The organism is uncultured Metabacillus sp., from assembly GCF_947503125.1.
GTDB lineage: Bacteria > Bacillota > Bacilli > Bacillales > Bacillaceae > Metabacillus.
Map to the genome: position 1 here is coordinate 185,233 of NZ_CANNCR010000001.1, position 15,191 is coordinate 200,423.

At 38.5% G+C, this 15,191-nt stretch carries 13 protein-coding genes and 1 riboswitch; all 13 genes read left to right on the plus strand.

All coding sequences use genetic code 11. The features are described from left to right. The first annotated feature begins 115 nt into the window (after positions 1-115). The 13 genes from pyrR (at position 116) to Q1B07_RS00980 (ending at position 15,169) form a co-directional block, all read left to right on the plus strand. Positions 116-658 (plus strand): bifunctional pyr operon transcriptional regulator/uracil phosphoribosyltransferase PyrR, encoded by a 543-nt coding sequence (gene pyrR, locus Q1B07_RS00920; protein ID WP_299086994.1) that lies wholly within the window; start codon positions 116-118, stop codon positions 656-658. 385 nt (positions 659-1,043) lie between these two features. Continuing rightward, a complete protein-coding gene (locus Q1B07_RS00925; protein WP_299086996.1) occupies positions 1,044-2,321 on the plus strand; it encodes a solute carrier family 23 protein in 1,278 nt (425 codons plus the stop codon). Between the two features lie 151 nt (positions 2,322-2,472). Continuing rightward, the gene (locus Q1B07_RS00930) at positions 2,473-3,390 is read left to right on the plus strand and encodes an aspartate carbamoyltransferase catalytic subunit (RefSeq protein ID WP_299086998.1); all 918 of its coding nucleotides are present in this window, start codon (positions 2,473-2,475) and stop codon (positions 3,388-3,390) included. Next, positions 3,374-4,660 carry a dihydroorotase gene (locus Q1B07_RS00935; protein WP_299087000.1) on the plus strand — a complete coding sequence of 429 codons (1,287 nt, stop codon included), beginning with the start codon at positions 3,374-3,376 and terminating at the stop codon, positions 4,658-4,660. Before Q1B07_RS00930 ends, Q1B07_RS00935 begins: the two co-directional genes overlap by 17 nt. Beyond that, complete coding sequence (locus tag Q1B07_RS00940; RefSeq protein ID WP_299087002.1) at positions 4,657-5,742, plus strand: carbamoyl phosphate synthase small subunit; 1,086 nt, start codon at positions 4,657-4,659, stop codon at positions 5,740-5,742. The genes Q1B07_RS00935 and Q1B07_RS00940 overlap by 4 nt, the downstream gene beginning before the upstream one ends. Next, the gene (gene carB, locus Q1B07_RS00945) at positions 5,742-8,954 is read left to right on the plus strand and encodes a carbamoyl-phosphate synthase large subunit (RefSeq protein ID WP_299087004.1); all 3,213 of its coding nucleotides are present in this window, start codon (positions 5,742-5,744) and stop codon (positions 8,952-8,954) included. The genes Q1B07_RS00940 and carB overlap by 1 nt, the downstream gene beginning before the upstream one ends. Then, positions 8,954-9,730 carry a dihydroorotate dehydrogenase electron transfer subunit gene (locus tag Q1B07_RS00950; protein ID WP_299087135.1) on the plus strand — a complete coding sequence of 259 codons (777 nt, stop codon included), beginning with the start codon at positions 8,954-8,956 and terminating at the stop codon, positions 9,728-9,730. The genes carB and Q1B07_RS00950 overlap by 1 nt, the downstream gene beginning before the upstream one ends. A 2-nt stretch (positions 9,731-9,732) precedes the next feature. Beyond that, complete coding sequence (locus Q1B07_RS00955; protein ID WP_299087006.1) at positions 9,733-10,641, plus strand: dihydroorotate dehydrogenase; 909 nt, start codon at positions 9,733-9,735, stop codon at positions 10,639-10,641. Then, positions 10,638-11,348: an orotidine-5'-phosphate decarboxylase gene (pyrF, locus tag Q1B07_RS00960; RefSeq protein ID WP_299087008.1), complete on the plus strand. Its 711-nt coding sequence runs from the start codon at positions 10,638-10,640 to the stop codon at positions 11,346-11,348. The genes Q1B07_RS00955 and pyrF overlap by 4 nt, the downstream gene beginning before the upstream one ends. Before the next feature lie 4 nt (positions 11,349-11,352). After that, on the plus strand, positions 11,353-11,985 hold the full coding sequence (gene pyrE / locus Q1B07_RS00965) for an orotate phosphoribosyltransferase (RefSeq protein ID WP_299087010.1): 633 nt from the start codon (positions 11,353-11,355) through the stop codon (positions 11,983-11,985). Between the two features lie 168 nt (positions 11,986-12,153). Continuing rightward, positions 12,154-12,729, plus strand: coding sequence for a thioredoxin family protein (locus Q1B07_RS00970; RefSeq protein ID WP_366945105.1), 576 nt, complete (start codon positions 12,154-12,156; stop codon positions 12,727-12,729). A 308-nt stretch (positions 12,730-13,037) separates the two neighbouring features. After that, a riboswitch (SAM riboswitch) is annotated at positions 13,038-13,145 on the plus strand. Between the two features lie 238 nt (positions 13,146-13,383). Then, positions 13,384-14,088: a phosphoadenylyl-sulfate reductase gene (locus Q1B07_RS00975; RefSeq protein ID WP_299087012.1), complete on the plus strand. Its 705-nt coding sequence runs from the start codon at positions 13,384-13,386 to the stop codon at positions 14,086-14,088. Positions 14,089-14,101: 13 nt separating this feature from the next. Next, entirely contained in the window at positions 14,102-15,169 is a 1,068-nt protein-coding gene (locus tag Q1B07_RS00980) for an inorganic phosphate transporter (protein WP_299087014.1), read from the plus strand. Positions 15,170-15,191: the final 22 nt, after the last annotated feature.

Sequence of the window (15,191 nt, forward strand, 5' to 3'; positions counted from 1 at the left end):
GCTTAAACATAGCGCAACTATCTCTTCGTATACCCTCTCACAAAACGGTGAGAGGGTTTTTTCGTTTCTATAAGGTTTGTTTCTAAAGACTTACGTAACGAAAGGAGATTGTAAAATGCCGCAAAAAGCTGTTGTTTTAGATGAACAAGCAATTCGCAGAGCGTTAACAAGAATTGCACATGAAATCATTGAACGAAATAAAGGAATTGAAAATAGCGTTTTAGTAGGGATTAAAACACGAGGCATTTATTTAGCGAAAAGGCTCGCGGACCGCATTGAACAAATTGAGGGAAAGAAAATCCATATCGGTGAGCTTGATATCACTCTTTATCGTGATGACTTATCAAAAAAGACAGATGATCTAGAGCCCCTTGTAAAGGGTTCCGATATTCCTGTTGATGTAACAAATCAAAAAGTTATACTAGTTGATGACGTATTATATACAGGAAGAACAGTAAGAGCAGCAATGGACGCTCTCGTTGATATCGGCAGACCAGCTAATATTCAGCTAGCTGTGCTGGTTGACAGAGGTCATCGTGAACTGCCAATAAGAGCTGATTATGTTGGAAAAAACATTCCGACCTCAAGCTCTGAAAAAATTATGGTTGAGCTCCGTGAAGCAGATAACCAAGATCAAGTGACAATCCACGAAAATTAAATAAACACCCTTTTAAAGATGGTCCAGAGAGGCTTCAAGGGGTACTTAAAGACCTAGGATGCTTTTTAAGCGAGAATAGGATCTCTATGCACCTCTTTGCCCAAAAGCAAAGAGGTTTTTTGTTATACTATCAGAATTTATATATTTTCTTAACATAGCTTGCGTTTCTGAATCCAGCTCCAGCGCCTATCGCCTATCAAACTTCAGATCATCTCCCTACGATAAGTCAACATCGGTTCGCTTCGCTTACCGTGTTTCCTTTATCTCAGTCGATGCTCCTCCAGTTTGTACGGCGATGACCAAGGCGCTTGCGCTTTTGTTCAAAACGATCATTCCTTCACACATTATAACTAACACGAACATTCATCATACTGGAGGTATTTAGATGAAAGAGGAACAAATTATCCTTGATGTTAAAGATACACCGAAACCAATGACTTGGCTCGCATTAAGTTTTCAACATTTATTTGCGATGTTTGGAGCAACGATCCTAGTACCATATCTTGTCGAATTAGATCCGGCTGTTGCGTTGATCTCCAGCGGATTGGGAACAATTGCTTTTCTGCTAATAACAAAAGGTCAAGTTCCTGCATATCTAGGTTCATCCTTTGCATTCATTACTCCAATTATAGTAGCAAAGGCTGCAGGCGGTGTTGGAGCGGCAATGGTAGGGAGCTTCCTAGCAGGTTTAGTTTATGGTATTGTTGCATTAATCATAAAAGCTACAGGTCATAAATGGATTATGAAAATCCTTCCTCCGGTTGTTGTGGGACCCGTTATTATCGTAATCGGCTTAGGGTTAGCTGGTACAGCAGTAGACATGGCAACAAATGATCCTGCAGGTGAATATAGCTTACAATACTTTTCAGTAGCATTAGTAACATTATTAATCACAATCTTATGCTCGATCTTTTTAAAAGGATTTTTTAATCTCATCCCGGTACTTATTGGAATTGCTGGAGGTTACCTTTATTCCTTAGCAATCGGTATCATCGATTTTTCGAAGGTTACTGAAGCAAAATGGGTACAAGCGCCAGACTTCGTAATACCATTTATTGATTACACACCTTCTGTATCTCTGGAAATCATATTATTAATGGTTCCTGTAGTTGTCGTTACGATCTCAGAGCATATCGGACATCAATTGGTACTAGGAAATGTCGTTGGCCGAGATTATGTTGAAAAGCCTGGTCTGCATCGCTCAATATTTGGTGATGGGCTGGCAACAATGCTTGCAGCGCTGATAGGCGGGCCGCCCAATACGACTTATGGAGAAAATATCGGGGTCCTTGCGATTACAAGAGTTTACAGCGTATATGTAATCGCCGGTGCAGCGGTATTTGCGATATTGTTTGGATTCATCGGAAAAATATCTGCCTTTATCAGCACGATCCCAACACCGGTAATGGGTGGTGTATCGATCCTTCTCTTCGGGATCATCGCTTCATCAGGACTTAGAATGATGATTGATAGCAAGCTTAACTTAGGAAGCAAACGAAATCTCATTATTTCTTCTGTCATACTAGTCATTGGGATTGGTGAAGCAACTCTTAAGTTTGAAAACTTTGATTTACATGGAATGGCTTTAGCAGCTATCATCGGAATCATTTTAAATCTAGCTCTTCCTTATGATAAAGAACATACTAATCATAAAACAGCATAATTTGCTTAGATCTTTTAATCCAAGTCCAGAGAGGCTTAAAAGGGTGTAAGGCAAAGACAGGGTATATGAATACCTGAATTTTGCGCTACCTTTCTACACCCTGATGATAAGTATCAGGGTATTTTTTTAAGAAAAAAGGAGTGGTTAAGGTATGAAAAACCTGCTGACAATGAATCAGCTAACAAATGAGGAAATTTACTCGATACTTGAGGATGCTCAAAACTACCGATTAGGGAAAGGCTGGAACCCGACAAGCATGTTATTTGTCTCAAATCTCTTCTTTGAACCAAGTACAAGAACTAGATTTAGCTTTGAAGTAGCCGAAAAGAAACTTGGCCTTCAGGTTTTAAACTTTACCGCAGAGCATTCAAGTGTTCAAAAAGGTGAAACGTTATATGATACCGTCAAAACGTTACAATCTATTGGTGCAAATGCAGTGGTCATTAGACATCAAGAGGATCATTTTTTTGAGGATTTGATCGGTAATGTATCGATTCCAATTATAAATGCCGGTGATGGCTGTGGTCATCATCCGACACAATCACTCCTTGATTTATTAACGATTAAACAAGAATTTGGACAGTTTCAAGACTTGACCGTATCCATTCTAGGTGATATTCGCCATAGCCGTGTTGCTAGATCAAACGCAGAAGTATTAACAAGACTAGGAGCAAAGGTATTGTTCTCAGGTCCAACAGAGTGGCAGGATCCTTTAAATCCGCACGGCACTTATGTAGAGATCGATGAAGCAATCACAAAATCAGATGTGGTGATGCTGCTTCGAATTCAGCATGAAAGACATCATCAAAAGGCAAGTGCGGATGATTACTTACAGCAATATGGTTTGACAAAGGGAAGAGAAAAACAAATGAAAAAGGACGCAATCATTATGCATCCAGCCCCTGTAAATCGCGGAGTAGAGATAGACGATGCGTTAATTGAATGTGATCGATCCAGAATCTTTAAACAGATGGAAAATGGAGTTTTCGTTAGAATGGCTGTATTGAAAAGAGCTTTACAACAAATTGAGCATAATCAGGAGGTAAACGGAAATGTTATTTATTCTTAAGAATGGATTTATTTTAGATGAGCTTGGTGAGTTGCAAAAAGCAGATGTGAAAATAGAAAACGGGATTGTAAAAGAAATTGGAAATGATCTTACGACAGATAGCTATGAAGTCTTGAATGTAGATGGACAGTTTGTATCAACAGGCTTTATCGATTTACATGTTCATTTAAGAGAGCCGGGCGGTGAGCATAAGGAGACAATTGAAACTGGTACAAAGAGTGCGGCAAAGGGTGGTTTTACAACCATAGCACCAATGCCAAATACACGCCCAGTTCCTGATACAAAGGAGCAAATGGAGTGGCTGCAAAATCGAATTAAGGAGACGGCAGTTGTAAAGGTTCTTCCATATGCATCAATCACTACAAGACAGCTTGGAGAAGAGTTGACGAACTTTAAAGCTTTAAAAGAAGCAGGGGCTTTTGCCTTTACTGATGATGGTGTTGGGGTGCAATCAGCAGGTAAGATGTTGGAAGCAATGAAACAGGCGGCTTCAATCGGAGCATCTATTGTCGCGCACTGTGAAGAAAACACCTTGATTAATAAAGGAGCTGTTCATGAAGGCAAGTTTTCAAAAGAGCACGGGATTAATGGGATTCCTTCTGTATGTGAATCTGTTCATATCGCAAGAGATATTTTGCTTGCAGAAGCTGCAGGCTGTCACTACCATGTATGTCATATTAGTACGAAGGAATCTGTCCGTGTGGTGAGAGACGCAAAACGTGCTGGAATTCAAGTAACTGCTGAAGTATCACCACATCATCTCTTATTATGTGAAGAAGATATTCCAGGTCTGGATCCTAATTTCAAAATGAATCCGCCATTAAGAGGGAAGGCTGATCAGGAAGCATTAATCGAAGGGCTGCTTGATGGAACAATTGATTTTATCGCAACTGATCATGCACCACATACAAGTGAAGAAAAAGCGGAGGGCATGCAGTTAGCACCATTTGGAATCGTCGGATTAGAAACGGCCTTCCCATTACTATATACAAATTTTGTCCTAACAAATAAACTAACATTAAAACAACTCGTTGATTTCTTGACGATTAAACCAGCACAGGCTTTTGGATTACCTGGTGGTCAGCTAAAAGTCGGAGAAGCAGCTGACATAACGGTTATCGATTTAGAAATGGAAGAGAAAATTGATCCAGAAAACTTCTTATCAAAAGGAAAGAACACACCATTTACAGGCTGGGCATGTAAAGGTTGGCCAACATTAACAATTGTAGATGGAAATATTGTTTGGAAACTAGGAGGCATCACAATATGAAAAGACAACTTATCTTAGAAGATGGAACAGTATTTTTAGGTGAAGCATTTGGCAGTGATGAAGAAAAATTCGGAGAAGTCGTATTTAACACAGGTATGACAGGTTATCAAGAAATTTTATCAGATCCATCATACTGTTGGCAAATTGTAACATTAACTTATCCATTAATCGGCAACTACGGAATTAATCGAGACGATTTTGAAACAATCACTCCTTTTATCAATGGTTTTGTTGTAAAAGAATATTGCGATTATCCTTCTAACTGGAGAAGTGAGTATACAATCGATGAATATTTTAAAATGAAAAATATACCTGGAATTGCAGGAATAGATACTCGAAAGTTAACAAGAATTATTAGAATGCATGGGACTTTGAAAGGTGCTATTTGTTCGGCTGATGCAAATCCCGAGGAAGTTATTAAAAAACTAAAAGACACTGAATTCCCAAGGAACCAAGTGCAAGTTGTATCAACTAAAACACCTTATCCTAGTCCAGGTAGAGGTCCTCGTATAGTTTTAGTTGATTATGGGATGAAACATGGCATTCTTAGAGAATTTAATAAACGAAATTGCGATATCACTGTGGTTCCACATTCGGTAACAGCTAAGGAAGTTTTACAACTAAAACCTGACGGAATTATGCTTTCAAACGGCCCTGGAGATCCAAAGGATGTTCCAGAAGCAATCGAAATGATTAAAGGTATTATTGGGAAGATTCCTTTCTTTGGTATTTGCCTAGGTCATCAGTTATTTGCTTTAGCTTGCGGTGCTGATACTGAAAAAATGAAGTTCGGACATCGGGGTTCAAACCATCCAGTTAAGGAACTTAGCACTGGCAAGGTTGATATTACATCACAAAACCATAGTTATACAGTTACAGTAGAGTCAATCAAAAATACTGAATTAGAAATTACACATGTAGCTCTAAATGATGGAACAATAGAGGGCTTAAAACATAAACATGCATCAGCATTTTCAGTACAATATCATCCTGAGGCTTCACCTGGTCCAGAAGATGCAAACGGGTTATTTGATCAATTTTTAGACATGATAGAAGTTAATAAGAAAGAAGGGGTTTTATAATGCCAAAACGTACAGACATCAATAAAATTCTTGTTATCGGTTCAGGTCCAATTGTGATTGGTCAAGCAGCAGAATTTGATTATGCGGGAACACAAGCATGTATCGCACTAAAAGAAGAGGGCTACGAGGTTGTTCTTGTTAACTCAAATCCGGCAACAATTATGACAGATACAGAAATTGCAGACAAAGTTTATATCGAACCCCTTACATTGGAATTTTTAAGCAATATCATTCGAAAAGAACGACCAGATGCATTAGTTCCAACATTAGGTGGTCAAACAGGACTTAACCTTGCAGTTGAGCTTGCTGAATCTGGTGTGTTAGAAGAATGCGGTGTTGAAATTCTTGGAACAAAATTATCTGCTATTAAACAGGCAGAGGACCGCGATCTCTTCAGAACATTAATGAATGAGTTAAACGAGCCGGTTCCGGAAAGTGAAATCATTCATAATCTTGAAGAAGCCTATGCTTTTGTTGAACAAATCGGCTATCCAGTGATCGTAAGACCTGCTTACACATTAGGCGGAACCGGCGGCGGGATTTGTCATAACGAGGAAGAGTTAGTTGAAATCGTTACAAGCGGCTTAAAAAACAGCCCAGTGACACAATGTTTACTTGAGAAAAGTATTGCTGGATTTAAAGAAATTGAATATGAAGTCATGCGTGATTCTAACGATCATGCGATTGTTGTATGTAATATGGAAAACTTTGACCCTGTTGGCGTCCACACTGGTGATTCCATTGTTTTCGCCCCAAGCCAAACGTTAAGTGATCGTGAATACCAAATGCTGCGAAATGTTTCCCTAAAGATTATTCGTGCATTGAAAATTGAAGGCGGATGTAATGTTCAGCTTGCCCTAGATCCGGATAGCTTTAACTACTATATTATTGAAGTAAATCCACGTGTAAGCCGTTCATCTGCGTTGGCTTCGAAGGCAACAGGTTATCCAATTGCTAAACTTGCGGCAAAAATTGCAGTTGGGTTAACACTTGATGAAATGGAAAACCCTGTAACAGGCAAAACATATGCTTGCTTTGAGCCTGCACTAGATTACATTGTGTCAAAAATCCCGCGCTGGCCGTTTGATAAATTCGAATCAGCTAATCGTCACCTAGGTACGCAAATGAAAGCAACTGGTGAAGTCATGGCGATCGGCCGCACTCTTGAAGAATCATTACTAAAAGCGGTTCGTTCACTTGAGTCAGATGTGGACTATCTGAATTTAAATGATGCAGAGAGCATAACGGATGAATTAATTGAAAAGAGAATTCGCAAAGCTGGCGATGAGCGTTTATTCTATATAGCTGAAGCGTTTAGAAGAGGAGTAACAAAAGAACAAATTCATGAGTGGAGCAAAATTGACTTGTTCTTCTTGATGAAAATTGAAAAAATCATTTCTTTTGAAAAGAATATCAAGGAAAATCCTTACGAGTTAACAACATTACAAAAAGCAAAAGAAATGGGATTTGCCGATTCCGTTATTGCTAACTTATGGAACACGAATGATCGTGAAGTGTATGAGCTTCGCAAACAAGCAAATATCATCCCAGTGTACAAAATGGTTGATACTTGTGCTGCAGAATTTGAATCTGCAACACCTTACTTCTATGGAACGTTTGAAGACGAAAATGAATCCATTGTATCGGATAGAGAAAGTGTTGTTGTATTAGGGTCAGGTCCAATCCGAATTGGACAAGGGGTTGAATTTGATTATGCAACTGTTCATTCAGTATGGGCAATAAAAGAAGCAGGTTATGAAGCGATTATCGTGAACAACAATCCTGAAACAGTTTCAACAGATTTTAGTATTTCAGACAAGCTTTATTTCGAACCTTTAACAATCGAAGATGTTATGCACATCATTGATTTAGAAAAGCCAAAAGGTGTTGTCGTACAATTTGGCGGTCAAACGGCGATTAACCTTGCAAGTGACTTAGAGGCTAGAGGGGTTAAAATTCTTGGAACAACTTTAGAAGATCTGGACCGTGCAGAAGATCGCGATAAATTTGAACAAACACTTGAATCATTGGAGATTCCGCAGCCGCTTGGGAAAACAGCTACATCTGTGGAACAGGCTGTAAAAATTGCTGGGAAAATTGGCTACCCAGTCTTAGTTCGCCCATCATACGTACTGGGCGGCCGTGCAATGGAGATTGTTTATCAAGAGGCAGAATTGCTGCATTACATGCATAATGCGGTAAAAATCAACCCTCAGCATCCAGTATTAATCGATAAATATTTAACAGGTAAGGAAATTGAGGTTGATGCCATTTCCGATGGTGAAACGGTTCTAATCCCTGGAATCATGGAGCATATTGAGCGAGCTGGCGTACACTCTGGTGACTCAATTGCAGTTTATCCGCCACAATCGTTAACTGAGGAAATTAAGAATAAGATTATCGACTATACAATAAAACTTGCTAAAGGTTTAAACATTGTAGGGCTTTTAAACATTCAATTCGTTTTATCTAAAGGTGAAGTGTATGTACTTGAGGTAAACCCTCGTTCAAGCCGTACCGTTCCATTCCTTAGCAAAATTACTGGTGTGCCAATGGCGAACCTTGCAACAAAAGTAATCCTTGGTGCAAAGCTGAACAGCTTAGGATATGAAACAGGTCTACATCCTGAAAGTGAAGGTGTATATGTAAAGGCTCCTGTCTTTTCATTCGCAAAGCTTCGCAATGTCGACATTACGTTAGGACCAGAAATGAAATCAACCGGTGAAGTAATGGGGAAAGATATTACCTTAGAAAAAGCACTTTACAAAGCACTAGTCGCATCAGGAATTCAAATTAAAAATCATGGTTCAGTCCTTCTGACAATCGCTGATAAAGATAAAGAGGAAGGGTTAGAAATCGCAAAGAGATTCCATCAAATTGGCTATCAAATTCTTGCAACAAGCGGAACAGCAGACTATTTAACATCATTTAATATTCCAGCTAAAGTTGTAAACAAAATTGGAACAGATGAACCAAATCTACTTGATGTAATCCGCAAAGGTGAAGCGCAATTTGTGATTAATACACTGACAAAAGGCAAACAACCAGCTAGAGACGGCTTTAAAATCCGCCGTGAATCAGTTGAAAATGGCATCCCATGCTTAACATCACTAGATACGGCTGTTGCGATTTTACGTGTACTTGAATCTATGACATTCTCTACTGATACAATGCCAAAGATTAAAAAACAGCTTGAGGTGAGCTTAACGTGATTAAACAAGAGCTGATGGTCGTGACAAAGCATGAGAAAATTGCCGAACAAATTTTTCAGCTGACCCTTCAAGGTGAGCTTGTAGCAGAAATGGGTAATCCTGGTCAATTCGTTCACCTCAAAGTAACGGAAGGATCTACACCACTTTTAAGAAGACCGATCAGCATTTCTGAAATCAATAAAGAACAACAAACATTTACAATGATTTACAGAGCAGAAGGAGCTGGTACACAGCTCCTTTCAAAAAAGAAACCTGATGACATTGTTGATGTATTAGGTCCATTAGGCAATGGTTTTCCAATAGATGTCATAGACAGTGGACAAGCAGCGCTATTAGTTGGCGGAGGCATTGGTGTTCCTCCTTTACTTGAATTATCAAGGCAATTTGTTGCAAAAGGGGTTTCCGTTAAGCATGTATTAGGCTTTCAAACAAAAGCTGCAGTTTTTCTTGAAAAAGAATTTTCAGAACTTGGACAAACAATCATCTCAACTGATGATGGCTCATATGGCTATCAAGGATTTGTAACAGATGCAATTAAAGACTATGACTTACAATTTGATACGATGTTTACTTGCGGACCAACGCCAATGCTTAAAGCACTTGAAAGATTTTATGGACATAAACCATTATTTTTATCACTGGAAGAAAGAATGGGGTGCGGCATTGGTGCTTGTTTCGCATGCGTATGTCACACTGGTGATGATCCAACTGGTACAAGCTATAAAAAAGTATGTAGTGATGGTCCTGTGTTTAAGGCCGGAGAGGTGGTTTTATAATCATGTTGCAAGTTAACTTACCTGGTTTAAACCTTAAGAATCCAATCATGCCAGCATCCGGCTGCTTCGGCTTTGGAAGAGAATATAGCAAGCTTTATGATTTAAGCCAACTGGGGTCTATTATGATTAAAGCAAGCACTCAGGAACCGCGCTTTGGGAATCCGACACCTCGTGTTGCGGAAACAGAAGCAGGTATGTTAAACGCCATCGGACTTCAAAATCCCGGGGTAGAAAAAGTGGTTTCGGAAGAGCTTGTATGGCTTGAGCAATTTGATTTGCCGATTATTGCAAATGTTGCTGGGTCACAAATTGATGACTATGTATACGTTGCTGAAAAAATCAGCCAGTCAAAAAATGTTCATGCTCTTGAATTAAATATTTCCTGCCCGAATGTTAAAACAGGGGGGATAGCGTTCGGTACAATTCCGGAGGTTGCTGCTGAGTTAACGAGAGCCGTAAAAGCTGTTTCAGCTGTTCCTGTCTATGTTAAGCTTTCACCTAATGTGGCAAACATCGTTGATATGGCAAAAGCCATTGAACAGGCCGGTGCTGACGGTTTAACAATGATCAATACGCTGATCGGAATGAGAATAGATATAAAAACAGGTAGACCTGTTATTGCTAATAAAACAGGGGGCTTGTCAGGGCCAGCGATTAAGCCGGTTGCGATTAGAATGGTTTATGAAGTAAGTCAAGCTGTCAACATTCCAATTATCGGAATGGGCGGTGTTCAAACTGTAGATGATGTCATTGAATTTTTATATGCTGGTGCAAGCGCGGTTGCTGTTGGAACGGCTAACTTTGTTAACCCGTTTGTATGCCCGGAAATCATCAATCAGCTCCCTAATAGATTAAAAGAGCTAGGCTTTGAGCATGTGACAGAATGTATCGGAAGGAGCTGGAAATCATGAGCTTAAGACCGCTAATAATTGCACTTGATTTCAAGGACCGTTCAGAGGTCGAGGAGTTTTTGAATCATTTTCATGATGAAAAGCTATTTGTAAAAGTAGGCATGGAGCTATTCTATCAGGAAGGTCCCCAGATCATCTCATATTTAAAGCAACGCGGACATGATATTTTCTTGGATTTAAAGCTGCATGATATACCAAATACAGTAAAACAGGCGATGCAAGGCTTGGCAAAACTTGATGTTGACCTAGTTAATGTCCATGCCGCAGGCGGAAAAAAGATGATGGAAGCGGCAATTGCAGGGTTGGATGCTGGAACACCAGCAGGGAAACAGCGTCCTGCATGTATTGCCGTCACACAACTAACAAGTACATCACAAGAGATGGTCGATAAAGAATTGTTAATAAATGAAAACATAGAGAATATTGTACTTCATTATGCAAAAATGGCAAAAGAAAGCGGACTAGATGGTGTTGTTTGCTCAACACATGAGGTCGAAATACTTAATGAAAAACTTGGCAGATCCTTCATGACAGTAACACCTGGAATTCGTATGAAAGAGGATTCTGCAGATGATCAAACAAGAATCGCAACTCCAGATCTTGCGCGTCGATTAGGTTCTACTGCCATCGTTGTTGGAAGAAGTATAACAAAGCAGCCAAATCCATATGAAGCTTATTTGAACGTTAAAAAATTATGGGAGGAATAGGATAATGAAACAAACAATTGCAAAACAATTATTAGAAATCAAGGCGGTCTTTCTCCAACCAAACGATCCATTTACATGGTCAAGCGGAATGAAATCGCCTATTTACTGTGATAACCGTCTCACACTATCCTTTCCTGAAATTCGTAAACAAATAGCTGAAGGACTTACAGGATTAATTAACGAGCATTTTTCCGAGGTAGAAGTGATTGCAGGAACGGCTACTGCAGGCATTCCACATGCAGCATGGGTGAGCGATCTATTAAATCTGCCTATGTGTTATGTGCGTAGCAAGGCAAAGGGACATGGTAAAGGTAACCAAATAGAAGGACAAGTAAAGGAAAATCAAAAAGTTGTGGTTGTAGAGGATCTAATTTCAACTGGGGGAAGTGCAATTACTGCAGTTGAAGCGCTTCGTGCTGCCGGCTGTGAAGTACTTGGCATTGTATCCATCTTTACTTATGGTCTCTCTGTTGGTTCAGAACGCCTAGCTGAAGCAAATGTCGAAGCAAAGTCATTATGTGACTATGAAACACTAATTGAAGTGGCTGTTAAAGAAGGCTATGTTGGTGAACAAGACCTTAACAAGCTAAAAATGTGGAGAGAAAATCCTGCTTCAGAAGCTTGGTTACAAAATTAATTGTTAAGCTGTGTTATTGGTAAGAGACTGTCTCTAAAGGCTAGAATACCCTTTAGTTGACTAGTCTCTTTTTTTGCAAACTAATAACAAGCTTATTGCTGGCTTCTATAATCGAAATTTGATAGCTTTATTTTTAAGAAATAAATAATAACTAATGGGGTGGAAAAAGTGAGCATAAATTTACATGACTGGTTTTCAAAGGGGATTACTTTTGAACGATATTCGAATCAGATGACAATCAATAAAGAAGAAATGCTTTCTATCTATGATCGCTTTACGTTAAATGAAGACGATCTTGCTTTTTTAGAAAAGCTACAAGGAAAACAACTTAAAGTGATTGCCTTGACTGAGGATTGGTGCGGAGATGCACTTGTTAATAATCCAATCCTTATGAAAATAGCAGAAGCTTCAAATATGGAAGTACGTTTTTTACTAAGGGATCAAAATCTAGAGTTGATGGACCAATATTTAACAAATGGAACATCCAGAGCGATCCCTATCTATATATTTATTGATCAAAACGGTGAGGAAAAAGCAGTTTGGGGACCAAGAGCTCAAAAAATTCAAAAGTTGGTAGATCAAGAAAGAGGAGCATTGCCAGAAAATGATGCACCGGATTTTAAAGAAAAACAAATGGAGATGTATAGCAAATTCAGAAACGCTTATTTAAATGATGAGTCAATATGGGAGACAATCTCATATAGCATCATAACCCAACTTAAAGGAAAGGATCTCCATCATTAATATTTTAAAGAAGCAGGGTAGTTTATCAAACCCTGCTTCTTTTGGTTGGAGATAACTTTTTTGAAGAACATTAAATATTCTCAGATTGGTTAAGATTCAGGCAAAAAATAGTAATGAACAAAGTACGCTTTTTTGTTTTTTGTATATATATAACCTATACTTTCATGAGTAAACAAGAGAAGTTAAATTTGTCTAAATTGTTAAGGAATTTGAGGGAATGATAAAAAAATATGAATTAATTAATCCGATGGAAAAAGTCGGGTTGACTTTTGCAAGAATTGTGTTAAAATTTTGAATCAATAGCATAGTTCTTATCAAGAGTGGTGAAGGGATCTGGCCCTTTGAAGCCCGGCAACCTGCTGTAAGAGCAAGGTGCTAATTCCAGCCAAATCTATACGAATTTGGGAGGATAAGTGTAGATCGTCCTTAAAAGTCTTCTGCTCGGGAGGCTTTTTAAAAACTAGATTTATATAGTAAGGAGAGTTCAAAGGAAAAATAGCCGATGATTGGCAATACTTAATGATTGTCATAATAAAAATTTCGTGTATAATTCATACTATATTGGTTGGTCTTCGAATTTAATTCCGACTATTAATGTGTGAATAAAGGGTTTTGAAACTGAAGTATTTAGTTACAAAGAAAGAGGTGAATAATATGCTAACTTATGAGAATTGGGTTGAAGTAAGCAACGAGAATTTTGAAGTTGACGACACCTATAAAGGTGCACTAAATGTTTTAAATTGGGCATATGACCACTATGGAGAAGAAATTATTTATGCTTGCAGTTTTGGTATTGAAGGAATTGTTTTAATCGATTTAATTTCTAAAGTAAAACCGGATGCGAAAATTGTTTTTTTAGATACAGATGTTCATTTTAAGGAAACATATGAGCTAATTGATAAGGTAAAGGAAAAGTATCCCCTCCTTAATATTGAATTAAAAAAGCCAAAGCTTACATTAGAAGAACAAGCTCAAGAATTTGGTGATAAGCTTTGGGAAACAGATCCGAATAAATGCTGCAATATCCGTAAAATTATCCCTTTAAATGGGACATTACAAGGAGCAACAGCATGGATTTCTGGTCTTAGACGTGAACAATCAGAAACAAGAAAACATGTTAATTTTATTAACAAGGATGAACGCTTCCATTCAGTAAAGGTTTGCCCGCTTATTCATTGGACGTGGAAGGATGTATGGAGATACGTTCATAAAAACGATTTAATCTATAATCCATTACATGACAGGGGATATCCAAGCATCGGTTGTTTTCATTGCACAAAGCCTGCTTTTGATGAAAATGATTTAAGATCTGGCAGATGGACTGGGCAAATGAAAACAGAATGCGGCCTCCATCAGTAGGGGGTTATAAACGATGTTAGAGATCATTGCTATCGTTATCAGCCTCTTTTTTGCAATGAACATTGGTGCAAGCGGTGCTGCTGCATCAATGGGAATTGCATATGGTTCTGGTGCGATTTTACGTCCAAGGAACGCGCTGATCCTATGTGGGATAGGTGTTATCTTGGGTGCTGTTATTGGCGGGGGAGAGGTTGTTAAAACGATAAGTTCAGGAATTATACCAACATCACTTATCACAATAAAAATTGTTGTCATCATTCTTTTTTCCGCTACCTTTTCACTGTTTTTAGCTAATATATTAGGAATCCCACTTTCTACTAGTGAGGTCACAGTTGGGGCAGTTGTTGGTGTAGGTATTGCTTATCGAGTATTATTTGTAAACAATCTGCTATGGATTGTCTTATTTTGGGTCATTATTCCAATCATTGCGTTTTTAATTGCATATATCTTTATTAAGGTGTTACATTATTTTCATTTAGAGGCTAAATTTTCGTTTCAAGGGAAGATTATTACGTATCTTCTAATCATGGCAGGTTTCTTTGAAGCTTTTTCAGCTGGTATGAATAATGTAGCGAATGCAGTTGGACCATTAGTCAGTGCACAAATTCTTTCTGTTTCAAAGGGGACATTGATTGGCGGTATATTCGTTGCGCTAGGTGCACTTATTTTAGGAAAAAGAGTGCTTGAAACAAATGGAAAGAAAATTACGAGCTTTACAAAAATTGAGGGGATATTAATTTCTGGAACTGGCGCCACATTGGTAATTATTGCTTCAATTTTTGGCATGCCTGTCCCGCTAACTCAGATTACAACCTCCTCGATTTTGGGAATAGGCATCGCAAAATCGGGTACAAATGTGTTTCAGCAAAAAATTGTGAAAAACATGTTAATGGTATGGTTGATTTCGCCACTTATATCACTAACAATGTCTTATTTCCTAGTGAAGTTATTTATTGAAAGTGATTTATATACAATCTTTGTGTTAGGCAGTCTCTTGCTTGCAACAATTGGTGCATTAAGCTTAATGAAAGCAAGCAAACAAGAACGGCGTACAGTGCATGAAGAAGGTGGAGGGATTTAATCCCTATAAAAGTTTCAATTAT

Bases quoted from the DNA above. Each gene is read 5' to 3' on its own strand.
- pyrR (WP_299086994.1), top strand. From the start codon at position 116: ATGCCGCAAAAAGCTGTTGTTTTAGATGAACAAGCAATTCGCAGAGCG.
- Q1B07_RS00925 (WP_299086996.1), top strand. From the start codon at position 1,044: ATGAAAGAGGAACAAATTATCCTTGATGTTAAAGATACACCGAAACCA.
- Q1B07_RS00930 (WP_299086998.1), top strand. From the start codon at position 2,473: ATGAAAAACCTGCTGACAATGAATCAGCTAACAAATGAGGAAATTTAC.
- Q1B07_RS00935 (WP_299087000.1), top strand. From the start codon at position 3,374: ATGTTATTTATTCTTAAGAATGGATTTATTTTAGATGAGCTTGGTGAG.
- Q1B07_RS00940 (WP_299087002.1), top strand. From the start codon at position 4,657: ATGAAAAGACAACTTATCTTAGAAGATGGAACAGTATTTTTAGGTGAA.
- carB (WP_299087004.1), top strand. From the start codon at position 5,742: ATGCCAAAACGTACAGACATCAATAAAATTCTTGTTATCGGTTCAGGT.
- Q1B07_RS00955 (WP_299087006.1), top strand. From the start codon at position 9,733: ATGTTGCAAGTTAACTTACCTGGTTTAAACCTTAAGAATCCAATCATG.
- pyrF (WP_299087008.1), top strand. From the start codon at position 10,638: ATGAGCTTAAGACCGCTAATAATTGCACTTGATTTCAAGGACCGTTCA.
- pyrE (WP_299087010.1), top strand. From the start codon at position 11,353: ATGAAACAAACAATTGCAAAACAATTATTAGAAATCAAGGCGGTCTTT.
- Q1B07_RS00975 (WP_299087012.1), top strand. From the start codon at position 13,384: ATGCTAACTTATGAGAATTGGGTTGAAGTAAGCAACGAGAATTTTGAA.
- Q1B07_RS00980 (WP_299087014.1), top strand. From the start codon at position 14,102: ATGTTAGAGATCATTGCTATCGTTATCAGCCTCTTTTTTGCAATGAAC.